Source organism: Shewanella sp. ALD9 (assembly GCF_002836315.1).
GTDB lineage: Bacteria > Pseudomonadota > Gammaproteobacteria > Enterobacterales > Shewanellaceae > Shewanella.
Map to the genome: position 1 here is coordinate 1 of NZ_PJCD01000005.1, position 17119 is coordinate 17119.

A 17119-nucleotide genomic window follows, 5' to 3' on the forward strand; every position below is an offset into this window, starting at 1 on the left:
GTTGTAAACTTCAATTTGAACCTTACAACCTGCCAGCGACGTATGCCGTGTCAGTGGTTGCGCATTATAGGGAGCTTAATTATTTGTGCAAGCATAAATAGGCTAAATATTGCAAAAACATGACCGAGAGGTGCTTTTTCAATCGAAAAGAACAAAAAAGGGACTATCCGTCCCTTTTTCGGCTATTTCACTCAGTTCTAATCACCAAAGAATCGAGTTTCCTGTTTTATTTCTATTGGGCTGCCATCTATTTGCGCAGTTATTTTGATATCGATTTTGGTGATACTTCTCTTCAACTCAATAGGATCAACAGCAATACTAATTGGTAAGGTTAATACTTCACCCGCTTCTATCGATACATGCTGTGGGCCAATCCATCTGGCATTAGGCAATCCTTCGACGCTTAGCTCATATTCTTGCGGCTGTTCTGTTTTATTGAGAATTTTAATCGTAAAGGTATTCTCTGTATTGCCTTGGTTGTTTTCTCGATAAAGTGAGTTTCTATCTCTAATAACATCCATACGAACAGGTGCAATCGTTGCGCTGGCATATATGAATATTAATATCATCACCGTGAGTACCACACCGTAACCCACTAACTTAGGTCGCAATACCTTTTCTTGCACACCATCAAGTTTGTTTTCTGTTGTGTAACTGATTAACCCTTTGTCGTATCCCATGCGTTCCATTGTGTTATCGCATGCATCGATACAAGCACCACAGTTAATACATTCATATTGCAGACCATTACGAATATCGATTCCAGTTGGGCACACTTGTACACACAAGTCACAGTCAATACAGTCGCCTAAACCCATCTCTTTAGGATCTTGTTTACGTGTACGAGGACCACGGGTTTCACCGCGTTGGGTGTCGTAGCCTACTATATAGGTATTCTTATCAAACATGGCAGCTTGGAAGCGGGCATAGGGACACATGTGAATACACATGATCTCACGCATCCATCCGGCATTACCGTAAGTAGCAATAGTGAAGAAAACCACCCAAAAATATATCCCGCCACCAGCATTAAGGGTAAAGAAGTCAATATAGAGTTCACGACTTGGAACAAAATAGGATACAAACGTAGTGGCTGTTAATAGTGATATTAATAACCAAGAAGTATGTTTTGCTGTTTTACGCCAGAGTTTATTGACACTCCACGGCATTTGGTCAAGCTTGATACGTTTATTACGCGCGCCTTCAAATTTTTCTTCAAACCAGATAAAGATGAAGGTCCACACGGTTTGTGGGCAAGTATAGCCACACCACACTCGACCGAGATAAGTGGTAACGAAAAACAGCCCAAATGCGGCTATCATAAAGAGTGCGGCAAGCAAGGTGAGATCTTGTGGCCAAATAGTTAAACCAAAGACGTGAAATTTTTGCTCAGCAAGATTAAACCAAACGGCTTGACGGTCTCCCCAGGGTAACCAAGGCAGAAGTAAGAAAAATAACATGGCTATCCAACCCATATAACGTCGTAAGGTTGTCCATAAGCCATCGACAGCTCTTACGTAAATACGGTTGCGCGGATTGAAGCTGTCTGCTTTACTAGCATCAGGTTGATGGATTTGAATACGTTGTTGTTTGGAAAAGTCCTTGGAGTTGGATTCTGTCGTCATGTTACAGCCTTACTGCTTTAATATTGAACGATAACTAGCTTATTATATAGGTAATAACACATTATTGGATAAAAAGATGAGAGGCTGGATAGGATTAGCAATAATCGCGGGGATTATTTATTATTTCGCGACAGAAACAGACAAGCTTGATAAGCCAATTAATGACATTAAAACGATGTTTACTAAGGCAGATAAAAAGCTTGATTCGATGACGGGTACAAAAATCATTAAAATCGATAAGCACATTCCACAAGTTAAAGAGGAAATTTATAAGCGTTTATCGACAATTGAAATTCGTGAATTAGATGGTGTATTTACCAGTAACGAAGCCATTAGTGAGTTTAAAATCGAATACTGCCATAGTAGTGCTCGCCACCCTGTTTTTTCAACAGAAAATTTGCAATTTATTTGCGATAAAATCTAATAACTTGTGCTCGTTAACGATTTTATGCTAACGAATTGACCTAAGTATCAAATAAGCCTAGCCTTTGTGTAATATCTGCAATAGGGGCTAGGTTTTTTTATGACACCATCACAAACTGAATCAGTATCTGACATCTTTGACCCTGAGTTATGGAATCTTGTCGAAGGATTCAATTTTGAAGACATCACTTACCACCGGGCAAAATCCCAAGGCACGGTGCGTATCGCAATAAACAGGCCTGATTGCCTTAACTCATTTCGTCCTAAAACAGTAGATGAACTCTATATGGCTCTAGACCACGCTAGACAATGGTCCGATGTAGGTTGTGTACTTATTACAGGAAATGGACCATCAGCAAAAGGTCAATACTCATTTTGCGCAGGTGGCGATCAGCGTATTCGTGGTAAAGATGGCTATAAATATGAAGGTGCTGAAGAAGGTACTCCTGATGTAGCTCGAATGGGGCGCCTACATATATTAGAAGTGCAGCGAATGATCCGCTTCATGCCTAAAGTGGTCATTGCGGTTGTACCTGGCTGGGCTGTGGGTGGTGGACATAGTTTACATGTGGTTTGTGATTTAACATTGGCGTCAAAAGAACACGCTGTTTTTAAGCAAACCGACCCTGATGTAGGTAGCTTTGACTCCGGATATGGCAGTGCTTATTTAGCCAAGATGATTGGTCAGAAGCGAGCCCGCGAAATCTTCTTTCTTGGGTTTAATTACTCTGCAGAAGAGGCATTTAACATGGGTATGGTAAATCGTGCCATTCCACATGCCGAACTAGAAACTGAAGCCTTAGCTTGGGCCAAAGAGATTAACTCTAAATCCCCCACTGCAATGCGTATGCTTAAATATGGCTTCAATATGGCTGATGATGGTTTAGTAGGCCAACAACTGTTTGCTGGTGAAGCAACACGCTTAGCCTATGCGAGTGAAGAAGCTCAAGAAGGTCGCGATGCCTTTTTAGAAAAACGAGATCAAGACTTTTCACGTTTTCCTTGGCATTACTAATCTCAACACCTGATGTTATAGACTGCATTTATTCATGTGATTAACTTTATGAAAGACCCTACTTAGGGTCTTTATTTTTTTCAAGATTAAAAATAATAAACGTAATCGAAATTTTCATTTGCAATAATCGAATTAACCCTCTTTACTTGATAATGATAACTGTTATCATTTAAACAAATCAAACAGGGGATTCATCATGAAAAAGACTATTAGCTTTGCCATTTTACACTTCAGTGTCGCTTTTACGATTACCTACCTATTAACCGGTAGCATTATTATCGGTGGTACCATTGCCCTGCTTGAACCTGCCGTTAATACAGTTGTGTTCTACTTTCATGACAAGGTGTGGAAAAACATTGAGTTGAAAAAGATGCAACAAGCTGAGATAACAACAGAGTCAATTCAGCTTGTGAGCTAAGATTATGGCCAGATTGATGGCCATAATCTTACTAACATATACTTGTTGCTACACTATGCGAGTTTCATGATAGCAACATCGTAAGCAGCAAGGTTTGCACTGCCTAAAACGTATTGCCCTTGTAACTCACTAGGCACAGTTTGCGGATAACCGGCATAGTTAAACAAGTAAGCATACTGACCACGCTTAACCACACGCATATCATTAGGTAACGCTAATATGGTTAACCCTAACTCTACTGCTAGTATTTTAAAGTACTCGAGTAAGAATCCATCACAGGTCAATGTCGCTACATAGCTAGTATTTTGATGACGAGCCACAGCAGGACTACCATCATGATACGTCGCCACCACATCAACACCATCGCCGAGTTCTAGCTCTTCTCGCCAGCACTGGCTTTCAAACTCAACCCCATTAAAATGCAATACTTCACTGCAGTCTGGACGAATGGTTTCAGTTGATAATACTCTTACAGGAACTAAAACTTGGAATGCTCCCGGTGCTAACGTAGACACTAATGACAATTCATCCGTTTTGCTGCCTGAGCGAGGACCGATAACCAAATGTACGTTGGCTTGCTGACATTTATCAACAAAGGCTTGCGGCACAATCGGTAAACACGGTGCGACAACTAAAGCATACTGTGTCAAATCATGATCTACAGAGACAAAATCTACAGCTAACCCTAACTGACGTAATGCCGAGTAATAAGCAAACTCAACGCGTTGATGATTGTAACTGTCACCTTGGCGTTCAATCTCGGTCACCCACTGACTGTTAGCACCTGTCACGATAGCCACTTTCGCTTGTACTGGATCGCTAATGGTAAAATCGACTTTGGCCAACTCGTCACGCATTTGCTCAACTTCAGCCCAAGCTGCAGCTTTCGAATTATCGTTACGTTTAATGCCTGCATGCATTTGCTCTTGCGCAAATGGCACTTGGCGCCAACGGAAGTAACACACGCAATCTGCACCGTGGGCAAACGCCTGCCATGACCACAGTCTAACCATGCCTTTTTCAGGACGAGGGTTGTGATGCGCCCAATTTACTGGACCAGGTTGCTGCTCCATTACCCAAAAGTTTTTATTACTCACACCACGGCTTTGGTCAAACGAGTAACTTGAAAAGTCAGGGTGTCCGGTACGCATGTACGGTTTAAATTGTTCTGCTGGCATATGTTTAAAAAACATATCTGAACGACCGAGCGGGTAATTGTCGTAACTGACAAAATCGAGGTTTTTGGCTAATGCAAAGTTATCGGCTTGAGTATCGACTAACGGGATAAAGTTATGGGTTACAAAACGATTTGGCGCATGAGCACGAATGATCTCAACCATTGCATCATGAAATTTCACCACTTGGTCAGAACTAAAACGACGGTAAGCCAGTTGATGAGCAGGATTGGTTTCAGTTACCGCTAGAATAGGTAATTCGATTTGTTCAAAATCTTGATATTCCATCGACCAGAAAACATTACCCCAGGCAGTATTGAGCTTTTCAATATCGTTGTGATAATAGGCTTTGCACCACTGTTGAAATGCTGACTTAGCCACCAATGAGCCACTATGAGTAGTATCGTGACAAGCAATCTCGTTGTCCGTTTGCCAGCCACAGATGCCAGGATGTTGACCATAGCGTTGTGCAATAACGCTAGAGATACGCATTGCTTCACGAAAGTAGTTATCACTTGAAAAATCATAATGACGGCGCGAACCAAAGCCACGGGTAGTACCTGTTTTAATATCGACAGGTAAAATGTCTGGGTATTTGTCGATTAACCATTTAGGAGGCGTAGCCGTTGGCGTGCACATAATCACTTGCAGCCCTTCGTTAGCTAACGTTTCAATGGCACGATCCAGCCACTCAAAAGAATACTCACCATCACCGGTCTCAATTCTAGACCACGCAAACTCGCCAATACGCACATACTGTAATCCAAGCTGACGCATTTCTTTTGCGTCTTGTTGCCACATAGATTCAGGCCAATGCTCAGGGTAGTAGCAAACTCCTAACATGTTAATCTCCAATATATAGTGCGTAAAACCGTTGGCTCATACTAGGATATAGTTAAGGTTATACCCTACCGTCACAAGCAAAATTACGGGGTTATTTAACCAATTTTTAATGACGATCAATATACTAACCTAGTATTTATATGATATATAGTATTTTAAAATAATCCGAATACATCATTAACACACTGCAGAATGTTGCTGGCTCAATCCAACACATTCGAATATGTATGCTTAATCAGTGTGTATAAACACAAAAACGTCAATCAAGGACAATATCATGTCACATCCCCAGTTCGTTTTGCTTAATGGCCAACATACTAGCTTGATCGTTGATTGCTTAAACAAGACTCCTGCCATTTTGTATTTTGGTAAAAAGTTATCTGAAAAGACCAGCTTTGACATGATGAAACGGTTAAGCACCAGACAAGAAGCTAAATGCTCAGTTGTTGTTGAAGCGCCTATTTCATTATCGCCGTTAATGGGTGAAGGTTTTACCGGTGCACCTGGCATTGAAATTTTTGATAACAACATTGCATGGTCAATTGGTGGTGCACTAACACAAGTGAACCAACCGAATGAAAACGAAGTGTATTTCGAGTCAGTTGATACACTACGTCAGCTAAGCGTTAAGCATCACTTACAGCTTAACCCACGCAGTGACGTACTCAGTGCGACAACAGAATTAACCAATTTAGGCCAAACCTCAGTTAATGTGAATTGGTGTGCAGCGCCAACCATTCCGATGCCTCTGCATATTGACCAAGTAATGTCGTTTGAAGGCCGTTGGTCGAACGAATTCCAACGCAAGTCTTTTGATACCTTCTTAGGCAGCTTTGTGCGTGAAAACCGTAAAGGTAAAACCTCACACGACAATTTCCCAGGCATGGTAATGCACAACAAACTCACCCATGAACAAGGCGGTGAGTGTTATGGTTTTCATTTAGGTTGGAGTGGCAACCATAAAATGCGAGCGGAGTTACTTGCAGAAGGCCGCAGTTATGCCCAATTAGGTGAATTATTAATGCCTGGTGAAATGATACTCGCGCCTAACGAGTCTTATGTCAGCCCAACGTTATATACAGCCTATTCTAATGACGGTTTTAGTGGCTTATCTCATTGCTTCCATCAGTATGTTCGTCAATCACTTATCACTGAAAAGGTACGCCTAAAGCCACGCCCAGTGCACTACAACACTTGGGAAGGAATTTACTTTGACCATGATGTTGCTGTTTTACAATCATTAGCGACCCAAGCGGCTGACATTGGCGCAGAACGATTTGTACTCGATGACGGCTGGTTTAAAGGTCGCCGTGGTGACTTTGCCGGTTTAGGTGACTGGACTGTTGATCGTGAAATTTACCCAGACGGACTGCAACCACTGATTGATCATGTTAATAACGTGGGCATGGAATTTGGTTTATGGTTTGAACCTGAAATGGTTAATCCAGACAGCGATTTATATCGCAACCACCCTGAATGGGCGCTGCAAACCCAAGGTAACGAGCAGCTGCAATTTAGAAAACAGCTAGTGCTAGACATGACGAACCCAGACGTGACTGACTATCTGTTTAATGCGATTAACGATATCTTGGTTGAATACCCACAAATTCTCTACCTCAAATGGGACATGAACCGCGATCTCAATCATGCAGGTAATTTATTGGGTAAGCCGGCAGTACATCAACAAACTAAAGCCGCTTATGCTTTAATCAAGCGCCTTAAAGATAGTCATCCACACATTGAAATTGAAAGTTGTTCATCTGGTGGTGCGCGAGTTGATTACGGTGTATTACAACACACTGATCGAGTATGGACTTCAGATTCAAATGACGCATTAGATCGACTCACCATTCAACGTGGTTGTTCATTCTTTTTCCCAGCAGAAGTGATGGGGGCGCATGTTGGCCCGCGCGATTGTCACATTACCGGGCGACACATCAATATTGCCATGCGAGCCGCGGTCGCTTTCTTTGGTCACATGGGGATTGAAATGGATCCTCGAGAGTTAACCCATGATGAACGTGAGCAGTTACAGCAAATAATCAAACTGCACAAACAGCATCGTCAGTTAATTCACAGTGGCAAGTTGGTACGATTAAACAGCGATGGCGACTCAATCAACTTTGGTATTGTTAATACAAACCAAACCCAAGCTTTGTTTGCTTACAACAGCGTCAAAGAGACCCAACGAACTAATCCGCCAAAATATCATTTTGCAGGATTAGATGCCGACAGAGATTATCAACTATCACTAATTTGGCCGGCCGGATTTTCATTCTACTCACCGTCTGTATTAGCCATGACAGACAATCAAACCTTTAGTGGTGAAGCATTAATGACCTTTGGCATGCAGTTGCCGATTACTTTCCCACAAACGTCGTTGATTTTTGAGTTAAATGAAGTGAAATAATACTTTATCGCGCGCCTCTTTATAGCGCACATTATTTATCCCCATTAAGCAAAAGAGCACCCTTTAGGTGCTCTTTTTATGATTGTTTCGACCGACTACAACTTCAACTCAATCAGCTCAAGTGCTTCATCTAAAATCATTGAAACAGCTGCTTTAGATAATTCAGGATTGCGCGCTTTAATCGCATTAAAAATTTCGGCATGCTTTTTCACATCCGCACCCGGCACGCCTTTTATCTTGTTGGTGTAACGAATGCTCACCCTGAGTGCGGTACCAATAAACTCGGTTAATTGCACAAAAAAACGGTTACCACTGGCGATTAGGATGCTGGTATGAAATGCAATATCAGCTTCTAACGGGTCATCTAAACCTTGTTCAGCTTCAACCATACGTTCGAGTGCCTTCTCGATAGACGCTAATTGCTCATCAGATGCGTTCATTGCTGCAAGTGCCGCCGCTTGCGGTTCTAGCGCAACCCTCACTTGAGTAAACTCTTTCAGTAAAGACAATGACGGTTTACTGCTTAAAATCCATTTTAATACGTCGGTATCAAACATGTTCCAATTGCTTTCAGGCAACACCCGAATACCTTGTTTAGGCCGAGATGAAATAAGGCCTTTTGCAGACAGCATTTTTACCGCTTCACGCGTTGAGCTACGGCTAACATCGTATTCAATACACAAATCAGCTTCAGAGGGTAAACCTTCGCCAACAGGGTAAACCCCTTTTACAATGGCAATGCCCAAATCGTGAGTTAATTGATGTGTTAAATTTTGACGTGGAGAATTATTCATGCTTTTACTGTCCAATATTCAGTACATAAATCTGTTATATCATATTTAAACGCAATTACGATATAACTTTGTTTTCAGTGGTGTTAATGTTAGAAATAGACATAATAATCATCATTATTTTTCGGATTAATCATTAAATCCAATAAATACCGCTAGTTAACCATAATCATAAAAAGTAGGTTTGGAGCGTTATAAGTGAGTTTGTTAACCCAATATCAAGACTTGAAAGACAAAGTCATCTTTATTACCGGCGGCGCCAGTGGTATTGGCGCATCTATGGTCGAAGCCTTCATACATCAACAAGCTAAAGTGGCTTTTATTGATATCGATCATAAAACAGCAGCCAATCTACTTAGCAAAATGGCCAAAATTGATGCTTCATCAATTTGGTTTCGCGCTGTCGATGCCACCGATTCCGAATCATTACAACAAGCCATTAGAGATGTTGGTCAACACTTTGGCCGCTTTGACGTACTGATAAATAATGTCGCTAATGATGCGCGCCAAGATGTCGAAACGATTTCAGCCCATGATTGGCATAAGTGCATGCAAATTAATTTAGACCCTGCTTTTTTTGCATCTCAAGCGGCTTATATTTTAATGAAGCTGCAGCATTCCGGTAGCATTATTAATTTCAGTTCAATCACCGCGTTATTAGGCTCACAACAAATGACCGGCTACGTGACAGCAAAAGCAGGCTTAATTGGTATGACACGCTCATTGTCGCGTGAGTTTGGAGAATCTGGTATTCGTGTCAATGCCATTTTGCCCGGTTGGGTCGCCACCGAAAAGCAGCTGGCCAGCTGGCTAACAGAACAAGAAGAGCAAAAATGGACTGATGCGATGGCATTAAAACGCCGAATCACCCCTCAAGATGTTGCCAAACTCGCCCTGTTTTTAGCCTCAAACAATAGTGAATTGATCACCGGTCAGTGTATCAATATTGACGGTGGGAGAGCTTAGCTTGCTTGCTAAAAATCAACATTTTATTGCTGTCGATTGGGGCACAAGCCATTTACGTGCTTATCTATGTTTAGCCGAAGTCGGTAAACCATTAATCGTGCTTGAACAAGCCAATAATGTCGGCGTGAAGAAAATTCAAACTGATTTTGAAACCACACTAATGGACAGTATTGCGCCTTGGGCTAATCGTTTTGGAAAACTACCTATATTGATGATAGGTCAAATAGGTTCAAGCATTGGCTGGAAAGAAACCCAATATCTTGCTTGTCCTATTTCGCCCCAAGAGGTGATCTCTGCCGGGGCGCGCTTTGACAGTCAAGGTCATCAAGTCACCATATTCCCAGGATTAAGTTGCCAGCTTTATAACCAACTCCATGACTCGATGCGTGGAGAAGAATTTCATTTACTGGGCTGGCTTGCGATGGCTCCACAGCATCTAGTTGGTCGACATCTTGTATGCTTGCCTGGAACCCATACTAAATGGGTGCTAATTGAAGAAGGTAAAGTCATTTTATTCAAAACTGCGCTAACCGGTGAACTGTATGACCTATTGTCATCTAACAGCGTATTGATCCAAGAAAAAGTATCAGATTTAGAATTTGATTTTGGCGCATTTATTGACGGTGCTGATTTTATCTTGTCATCTACTAACGATAATTTTTATCACGGATTATATAGCGTCCGCAGTAAACAGCTTTTTGAGGATTTCTCAACCAAACAAGCACATGCGTATTTATCAGGACTATTGATAGGAAGTGATGTTCGCGCAGCGATGAGCGCGCAAGAGTGGCAATTAACAGAATTAGAATCAGTGGCGATTATTGGTCCACCTCACTTAAGCCAATGTTTTGTTGAAGTGTTACATCACTGTAATATCAACACAACATTATGGGATGTTACAGACGCGACATTGGCAGGATTTAATGTTGTGTACCAACACGCACATCATTCGACAGATGAATAATACACTAACCCAGAGCATCGGCGATCTTATACAGGTTATCCCATCACAAAATGATTTGGGTGAAAATGCTTTATGGCACCCACAACAACAAGCCATTTATTGGATCGATATCATACAAGGAAAAATTCACAAATACAGTGTCGAGACTCAGCTGCACGATCAATACAGTTTACCCTATCGTATTGGCAGCTTTGCGTTTTTAGCAGAACAGCAAACATTTCAGTTAATTGTCGCCTTTGAGCAAGGTTTTGCACTGTATCATCTCGATACACATGCATTAACATGGCTTAGCCAACCTGAAGTTGCACAGAAAGGTAACCGTTTTAATGATGGCCGCACCGATCGCAGTGGACATTTTTGGGCGGGAACCATGGTTGAAACCCGTCATGATCAACATCAACAAGGCAACTTGTACCGGATAGATAACCACGGTGAATGCCATAAAACCATTGAAGATATTTTGATCTCTAATGGTTTGTGTTGGAGCCCTGACGGTAACATTATGTATCACGCAGACTCTGAAAAACATTGCATCCATCAATATCGCTATAACCCAACACACAAAACATTAACGGATAAAACCTTGTTTGCGACCACCGAAGATCATGTATTTCCTGATGGTTCAACTATTGATGCGCATGGCTTTATGTGGAATGCCCAATGGGGCGATCATAGCGTGGTACGTTATCATCCAGATGGTCATATCGTCGAAAAGTTAATCTTACCTGCTGTACAACCCTCTAGTGTCGCCATTGGTGGCCCAAATTTAGATTGGTTAATTGTGACAACATCACGTATTGAACTGACTCAACAGCAACTCGTTGATTATCCATTATCGGGTAACGTGTTTATTTATCAGTTGCATCACGTTACTGGGATCGTCGACACACCTTGTAGTATCAATATCAACCAAGCATGAATCACAGCAATGGCAGATAAAACACACCCAAAAACTTTTTATCATTTTGGGTGCTAGTGTTAACACGTTAAGGTTAACTCACATCAGAAACAACCGCCGGTGCAACTTCCTGTTTACTGGCGACATAATCACTCAGTACTTGCTGTTGTTCCTCAGTAAAATGCAAACCTAGCTTAGTCCGTCGCCATAAAATATCTGCACTGCAACTGGCCCATTCATTGGCAATAACATAATCGACTTCCGCTTGATATAAACCATGACCAAAATCAATCCCCAATGCCTCGCGGCTCGCAGCATCATTTAAAATGGATTGGGTACGGGTTCCGTAAGTTCGTAATAAACGATTAATAGATCGTGTATTTATCCAAGGATATTGTTGCTGATAAATCCGGTTAAGATCACCTAAATCAGTAAAATCACCACCAGGTAGCGTTTGAGTTGCTGTCCAAGGTTTACCCATTTGAGGATGGAAAGGTTTTAATCGATTGACTGCCGCTTCGGCCAGTTTTCGATATGTCGTAATTTTGCCGCCAAACACTGACAATAGCGGCGCCTTATCTTTAGGGGCGTCGACAATAAAGGTGTAATCACGGGTCACCGACTGCGCCGAATCTGACTCGTCATCCATTAATGGTCTCACCCCAGAGAACGTATGCACAATATCTTGTTCGCTAATAGTGCTTTTAAAATAGTGATTGGTAATGCTAATCAGATAATCAATTTCTTGCTGGTCGATACGCACATCTTTAGGGTCGCCGGTAAAATCAACATCAGTGGTACCAATCAGAGAAAAGTCATCTTCAAATGGGATCACAAACACAATCCGCTGATCGACATTTTGCAAAATATAAGCGTGTGGCTGTTGATGGATTTTAGGCACCACAATATGGCTACCTTTTACTAAACGAATTTTTTGTGGTGAAGGCTGCTTTAATACATTTGAAAATAAGCTCGACACCCAAGGTCCAGAAGCGTTAACAATACTTTTTGCATGCACCTGACGTAATGACTTGTCCCCTTGATGTTGTAAGGTGAGTTTCCAGATACCATTGTCGCGTTCGGCAGTAATACAGCGGGTTTGAGTACAAATCTGTGCCCCTAACTCTTTCGCTGCAAGGGCATTTAATACCACTAAACGAGAGTCATCGACCCAAGCATCAGAATATTCAAACCCTTGAGTAATTTCAGGTTTTAATGGGCTATCTTGTGTGAAGTTAATTTTTTTAGACGCATTCAGAGTGACGCGTGATGCTAAATTGTCATATAAAAATAACCCAAGACGGATCATCCACGCTGGACGTAAATGAGACTGATGGGGAAGCCTAAATGTCAACGGAGTGATCAAATGAGGGGCTTTTTTAAGCAACACTTCACGCTCTGCTAATGCTTCTTTAACCAAACGGAACTCATAATGTTCTAAATACCGAAGTCCACCATGGATCAGTTTACTGCTATTTGATGAGGTTGCAGACGCTAAGTCATTCTGTTCACACAGCAAGACACGTAAACCACGCCCCACTGCATCGGCCGCTATTCCAACACCGTTTATGCCGCCACCAATCACGACAACATCAACAATTTCTCTATCGGCTTCCATTTACGTATCCCACCACTAAAATAAATATGATAAATAATATATATTAGCAACATCATAGAGTGACAGACGGTCAATTGACAAGCTGAATTAGAAAGATCTTGTCGAAATTGATTACATCTTGTTAAATAAAATACTTAATAGTAGTATTTATCATATAAATTAAATTTGCAGCATTTATCAACAGTACAATTGAGATAATAATATGCATTTTCTGGTTATTGCTCCAGACACATATAGATGAAAGGGATTGCCATGAGTCAGTTTGAATTTACCCACAGACGAAAAAATCCGTTAACAGGTAATTGGGTGCTAGTGTCGCCACATCGAAATAATCGTCCTTGGTTAGGTGCGACAGAAAAAAATGCCCCTTCGAATTTACCAGAGTACGATAACACATGCCCTTTATGCCCCGGCAATCATCGTGCAAACGACAGTATCAATCCTGCTTATGATAAAACCTTTGTGTTTACTAACGACTTTGGCGCACTAACGTCACAAGTGACCGAACATTCCGCCGCGCTCAATCATGACAATCCATTATTTGAAATAGAGCAGGCTACGGGTGAATGCCGAGTGATTTGTTTCTCACCTAAGCACAATAAAACCTTACCAGAATTATCCGTGGCTGAGATCAATGATGTAGTTAATACCTGGAAACTGAACTACATCGAATTATCTGCTCAGTATGCATGTGTACACATTTTTGAAAACAAAGGTGAAGTCATGGGGTGTTCACAACCTCATCCCCACGGACAAGTATGGGCCCACAATCATTTATCGACCGAAATACAATTAGAAGAAGACAACCAGCGTAACTACCAACAACATCATGGCGGCAATTTGCTCGGCGATTATGTTAAACATGAAATTGCCGACGGTGAGCGAGTTGTTTATCAAAATGACCACTGGCTTGTGGTTGTACCATTTTGGGCTGCATGGCCTTTTGAAACCTTACTCGTATGCAAAGATGATGTACGCCATTTTGGTGAGCTAACCGATGTGCAATCAACTGCTTTAGCCCAAGCGATTAAGATACTCACCACCCGATACGACAATGTGTTTAATTGTAGCTTCCCGTACTCAATGGGTTGGCACAGTGCACCAAGCAAACTTGACGACAATAGCCACTGGCGCTTACATGGCCATTTTTATCCACCACTATTACGCTCAGCCACCGTAAAAAAACACATGGTCGGCTACGAGATGCTCGCCGAAAGTCAACGCGATTTAAGCCCAGAAACAGCTGCAAAAATTTTACAAAATGCCAGCGACATCCATTACTCTCAAGGAAACAATAATGAATAACGACGCGCTACAGGCATTCTATCAGCAGCAGTTTTCATCATTACCACAAGGGGTAGTTAGTGCTCCTGGTAGGGTTAATTTAATTGGTGAATTCACCGACTACAATCAAGGTTTCGTATTACCTTGCGCACTCACTTTCCGCACTCAAGTTTTTTACCATATACGAAATGACAACACGGTTAATGTACTATCAACCATGTATCCGAATGAACAAGAAAGCTTTGACGTTAATCAACCAATTAGTGCTGGTCAGTCACAATGGGGCAACTACATCCGTGCGGTTGCATTTGTGCTTAACCGTGCTGGCCACCAGCTACAAGGTGTTGATTTATTGATTGAAAGTAATGTGCCGCAAGGCAGTGGTTTGTCATCTTCGGCGGCACTAGAAGTGGCGATTGCAGGGATGTTTAATCATGTTTGCGGCCTAAATTTAACCGAAGAGCAAATCGCCTTATTCGGTCAACAAGCCGAGAATGATTTTATGGATTGCCAGTGCGGCATAATGGACCAGTTAATTTCAGCTAAAGGTCAACAAGACCAAGCGTTATTAATCGATTGCCAAAATTTACACACAAAATCGGTGACCATTCCAACAGACTTATCGATTGTTATTGTTAACTCTAACTACCCTAGAAAGTTAGTCGACAGCGAATACAACCAACGCCGTATCGACTGCGAGCAAGCCGCCAGTAAAATGGGCTTAACCACCCTGCGCGATGCTGACTTAGCGTTGTTAATGCAAACTAAGCCACAAATGAGCGCGAATGAATTCTCCCGAGCTCACCATGTGATCACCGAAAATGCCCGCGTCATTGCCGCAACCCAAGCCTTAGCCAGTAATAACATCGAACAACTGCGCATTTTAATGACCGCATCACATCAATCGTTAAAGCATGACTTTGAAGTGACCGTACCTGCCACCGATGGTTTAGTGCAAATTTGCCAACAAGCTTTAGCAGACAGAGGCGCCGTACGCATGACCGGTGGTGGATTTGGCGGCGCGATAGTGTGTTTATGCCGTAATGAAGACGTAGCCGCTATTCAGCAAGCGGTTGAGCAACACTATTTTGCGCAGTTTAATTTGCAAGCGGACATTTATGTTTGCACCGCAGGCAAAGGATTAACCGTAGAAACGTTTCAGCAGTAACTCTGTAAATGAGCCGATAACAAAAAATGATGTGGGTTGAGGACCCGCCCACATTACATAATAAAAATGACCAAGTACTACAGCCCATGCTGAAGAGCATGCATTACTGAAAAGGACAGCATTAATGATGACCAAATCACTTATTTCTATCGCGTTGTTATGTTTAGGCACCCACTCAAGCGCCATTGCCGCAAACGCAACAGACAGTGACACAAAAAATACCATTCTAGTCGCCGAACAGCTTTACCCCAACACACTGCCAAAGGAAGCGTTGCCAGAGCTAGCGCAAACAGGGCTTTATCAAGTCGGTGTTAAAACTGTTAACTTGATTCATAAAAATCAATTTAATCCCAAAACCCAAATAGCTGAAGACCGAAAACTCAACATTGAGGTGTGGTACCCAAGTAACAAAACTGCCGCGACCAAGCAAAACCAACCGGCAGTATTAAATGCCGTTTATAATGATGAAACCCGTTTAGGATTACCATTTTCACTGCAAGGCAATGCCACTCGTGACGCAGAAGTGGCCTCATTAACGGATCAGCCATTTCCACTCATCGTGTTATCCCATGGTTATACTGGCTATCGCACCATTATGTTTTACTTAGCTGAGCATCTAGCGTCACACGGATATATTGTTGCGGCACTGGATCACACCGACTCTACTAATGCTGATGTCGATATGGTTAATGCTCCGTTTAGCGGTTTTTTTAGCACATTATTAAATCGTTCGCGTGATCAACAATTTGCCCTTGATTATTTTACCGGCAGCGACAATTTTGTCAGTCGCATTATCGACACGAAACGATCAGGCTTAATTGGCTATTCAATGGGCGGCTATGGTGCGGTCAACACTGTGGGCGGCTGTTATCAATTTAACCCACAAACTGCCGCTACCTTTACCGGCAGCAAAGACCAAAATGTTATCAATGGTGCCATTACTTTACTCAACACCTGTGCTGGTGGCCAAACAGCCCCTGTAACGGTAGATCCTAAATGGAAAGCCATGATTGCTATGGCCCCCTGGGGAGGCAATCATCAACTATTTGACCCAGTAGCATTAGCAAAAATAACCGTCCCAACACTGTATGTTGCTGGCGATCTTGATGATATTTCTGGTTATAAAAGCATTCAATCGCTATACCAGCAAACTGGCGGTGAACATACCTATATGCTCACCTATCATAATGCTCGCCATAATATTGCCCCACATCCAGCACCTAAAGTGGCTTACCAAAATGAAATAGATTTAGGCCACTATTTTGAACCCGCCTGGAATACGACACAGCTTAATACCATCAATAAACACTTTGCATTAGCTATGATGGATTGCCATGTTAAAAATCAACAAGATAAGTGTTCATACCTACAATTAAGCGCTCAGTCTAATGAGCAAGATCAACAAGGCAATCCAACGACAGCCTGGAAAGGTTTTGCCCACCGCTATGCCACAGGCATGTCATGGGATATGAAATCTGCACCGCAATAAATAACCATTTTGAAATTGTTTTGATTGTTATC

General features: G+C 42.0%; 14 protein-coding genes. 10 read left to right on the forward strand and 4 right to left on the reverse strand.

Annotation, left to right across the window (positions count from 1 at the left end):
- Positions 1-197: 197 nt before the first annotated feature.
- On the reverse strand, positions 198-1625 hold the full coding sequence (gene ccoG / locus CXF88_RS13325; RefSeq protein ID WP_101087317.1) for a cytochrome c oxidase accessory protein CcoG: 1428 nt from the start codon (positions 1623-1625) through the stop codon (positions 198-200).
- A 76-nt stretch (positions 1626-1701) separates the two neighbouring features.
- Here ccoG and CXF88_RS13330 point away from each other — a divergent pair, with 76 nt between their 5' ends.
- The 3 genes from CXF88_RS13330 to CXF88_RS13340 all read left to right on the forward strand — a co-directional run bounded on the left by CXF88_RS13330 (position 1702) and on the right by CXF88_RS13340 (position 3481).
- The gene (locus CXF88_RS13330) at positions 1702-2049 is read left to right on the forward strand and encodes a hypothetical protein (protein WP_101087318.1); all 348 of its coding nucleotides are present in this window, start codon (positions 1702-1704) and stop codon (positions 2047-2049) included.
- A gap of 99 nt (positions 2050-2148) precedes the next feature.
- Positions 2149-3063, forward strand: a complete 915-nt coding sequence (locus CXF88_RS13335) for a 1,4-dihydroxy-2-naphthoyl-CoA synthase (protein ID WP_101087319.1) — start codon at positions 2149-2151, stop codon at positions 3061-3063.
- Between the two features lie 196 nt (positions 3064-3259).
- The gene (locus tag CXF88_RS13340; protein WP_101087320.1) at positions 3260-3481 is read left to right on the forward strand and encodes a DUF2061 domain-containing protein; all 222 of its coding nucleotides are present in this window, start codon (positions 3260-3262) and stop codon (positions 3479-3481) included.
- Between the two features lie 53 nt (positions 3482-3534).
- Here the strand turns inward: CXF88_RS13340 and CXF88_RS13345 are convergent, their stop codons facing one another.
- A complete protein-coding gene (locus tag CXF88_RS13345) occupies positions 3535-5499 on the reverse strand; it encodes a beta-galactosidase (protein WP_101087321.1) in 1965 nt (654 codons plus the stop codon).
- Positions 5500-5776: 277 nt separating this feature from the next.
- On the opposite strand from CXF88_RS13345, the gene CXF88_RS13350 reads away from it, so the two are divergent.
- The gene (locus tag CXF88_RS13350; protein WP_101087322.1) at positions 5777-7909 is read left to right on the forward strand and encodes an alpha-galactosidase; all 2133 of its coding nucleotides are present in this window, start codon (positions 5777-5779) and stop codon (positions 7907-7909) included.
- 95 nt (positions 7910-8004) lie between these two features.
- Here CXF88_RS13350 and CXF88_RS13355 read toward each other — a convergent pair whose 3' ends face one another.
- Positions 8005-8703 (reverse strand): FadR/GntR family transcriptional regulator, encoded by a 699-nt coding sequence (locus tag CXF88_RS13355; RefSeq protein WP_101087323.1) that lies wholly within the window; start codon positions 8701-8703, stop codon positions 8005-8007.
- 195 nt (positions 8704-8898) lie between these two features.
- Here CXF88_RS13355 and CXF88_RS13360 point away from each other — a divergent pair, with 195 nt between their 5' ends.
- The 3 genes from CXF88_RS13360 to CXF88_RS13370 are packed head-to-tail and all read left to right on the forward strand — an operon-like array spanning position 8899 to position 11549.
- Positions 8899-9666: an SDR family oxidoreductase gene (locus CXF88_RS13360; RefSeq protein ID WP_242445160.1), complete on the forward strand. Its 768-nt coding sequence runs from the start codon at positions 8899-8901 to the stop codon at positions 9664-9666.
- 1 nt (position 9667) lies between these two features.
- Entirely contained in the window at positions 9668-10630 is a 963-nt protein-coding gene (locus tag CXF88_RS13365) for a 2-dehydro-3-deoxygalactonokinase (RefSeq protein WP_101087324.1), read from the forward strand.
- Positions 10623-11549 (forward strand): SMP-30/gluconolactonase/LRE family protein, encoded by a 927-nt coding sequence (locus CXF88_RS13370; protein WP_101087325.1) that lies wholly within the window; start codon positions 10623-10625, stop codon positions 11547-11549. Before CXF88_RS13365 ends, CXF88_RS13370 begins: the two co-directional genes overlap by 8 nt.
- Before the next feature lie 73 nt (positions 11550-11622).
- On the opposite strand, the gene glpD is transcribed toward CXF88_RS13370, so the two are convergent.
- Complete coding sequence (gene glpD / locus CXF88_RS13375; RefSeq protein WP_101087326.1) at positions 11623-13146, reverse strand: glycerol-3-phosphate dehydrogenase; 1524 nt, start codon at positions 13144-13146, stop codon at positions 11623-11625.
- Positions 13147-13398: 252 nt separating this feature from the next.
- Between glpD and CXF88_RS13380 the strand changes: the two genes are divergently transcribed.
- The 3 genes from CXF88_RS13380 (at position 13399) to CXF88_RS13390 (ending at position 17087) form a co-directional block, all read left to right on the forward strand.
- Positions 13399-14451: a UDP-glucose--hexose-1-phosphate uridylyltransferase gene (locus CXF88_RS13380; RefSeq protein WP_101087327.1), complete on the forward strand. Its 1053-nt coding sequence runs from the start codon at positions 13399-13401 to the stop codon at positions 14449-14451.
- Positions 14444-15598, forward strand: coding sequence for a galactokinase (gene galK, locus CXF88_RS13385; RefSeq protein WP_101087328.1), 1155 nt, complete (start codon positions 14444-14446; stop codon positions 15596-15598). The genes CXF88_RS13380 and galK overlap by 8 nt, the downstream gene beginning before the upstream one ends.
- Positions 15599-15722: 124 nt before the next feature.
- Positions 15723-17087 carry an acetylhydrolase gene (locus tag CXF88_RS13390; protein ID WP_101087329.1) on the forward strand — a complete coding sequence of 455 codons (1365 nt, stop codon included), beginning with the start codon at positions 15723-15725 and terminating at the stop codon, positions 17085-17087.
- The last annotated feature ends 32 nt before the right edge of the window (positions 17088-17119 follow it).

Bases quoted from the DNA above. Each gene is read 5' to 3' on its own strand.
- galK (WP_101087328.1), top strand. From the start codon at position 14,444: ATGAATAACGACGCGCTACAGGCATTCTATCAGCAGCAGTTTTCATCA.
- CXF88_RS13390 (WP_101087329.1), top strand. From the start codon at position 15,723: ATGATGACCAAATCACTTATTTCTATCGCGTTGTTATGTTTAGGCACC.
- glpD (WP_101087326.1), bottom strand. From the start codon at position 13,146: ATGGAAGCCGATAGAGAAATTGTTGATGTTGTCGTGATTGGTGGCGGC.
- CXF88_RS13380 (WP_101087327.1), top strand. From the start codon at position 13,399: ATGAGTCAGTTTGAATTTACCCACAGACGAAAAAATCCGTTAACAGGT.
- CXF88_RS13345 (WP_101087321.1), bottom strand. From the start codon at position 5,499: ATGTTAGGAGTTTGCTACTACCCTGAGCATTGGCCTGAATCTATGTGG.
- CXF88_RS13330 (WP_101087318.1), top strand. From the start codon at position 1,702: ATGAGAGGCTGGATAGGATTAGCAATAATCGCGGGGATTATTTATTAT.
- CXF88_RS13350 (WP_101087322.1), top strand. From the start codon at position 5,777: ATGTCACATCCCCAGTTCGTTTTGCTTAATGGCCAACATACTAGCTTG.
- ccoG (WP_101087317.1), bottom strand. From the start codon at position 1,625: ATGACGACAGAATCCAACTCCAAGGACTTTTCCAAACAACAACGTATT.
- CXF88_RS13340 (WP_101087320.1), top strand. From the start codon at position 3,260: ATGAAAAAGACTATTAGCTTTGCCATTTTACACTTCAGTGTCGCTTTT.
- CXF88_RS13370 (WP_101087325.1), top strand. From the start codon at position 10,623: ATGAATAATACACTAACCCAGAGCATCGGCGATCTTATACAGGTTATC.
- CXF88_RS13355 (WP_101087323.1), bottom strand. From the start codon at position 8,703: ATGAATAATTCTCCACGTCAAAATTTAACACATCAATTAACTCACGAT.
- CXF88_RS13335 (WP_101087319.1), top strand. From the start codon at position 2,149: ATGACACCATCACAAACTGAATCAGTATCTGACATCTTTGACCCTGAG.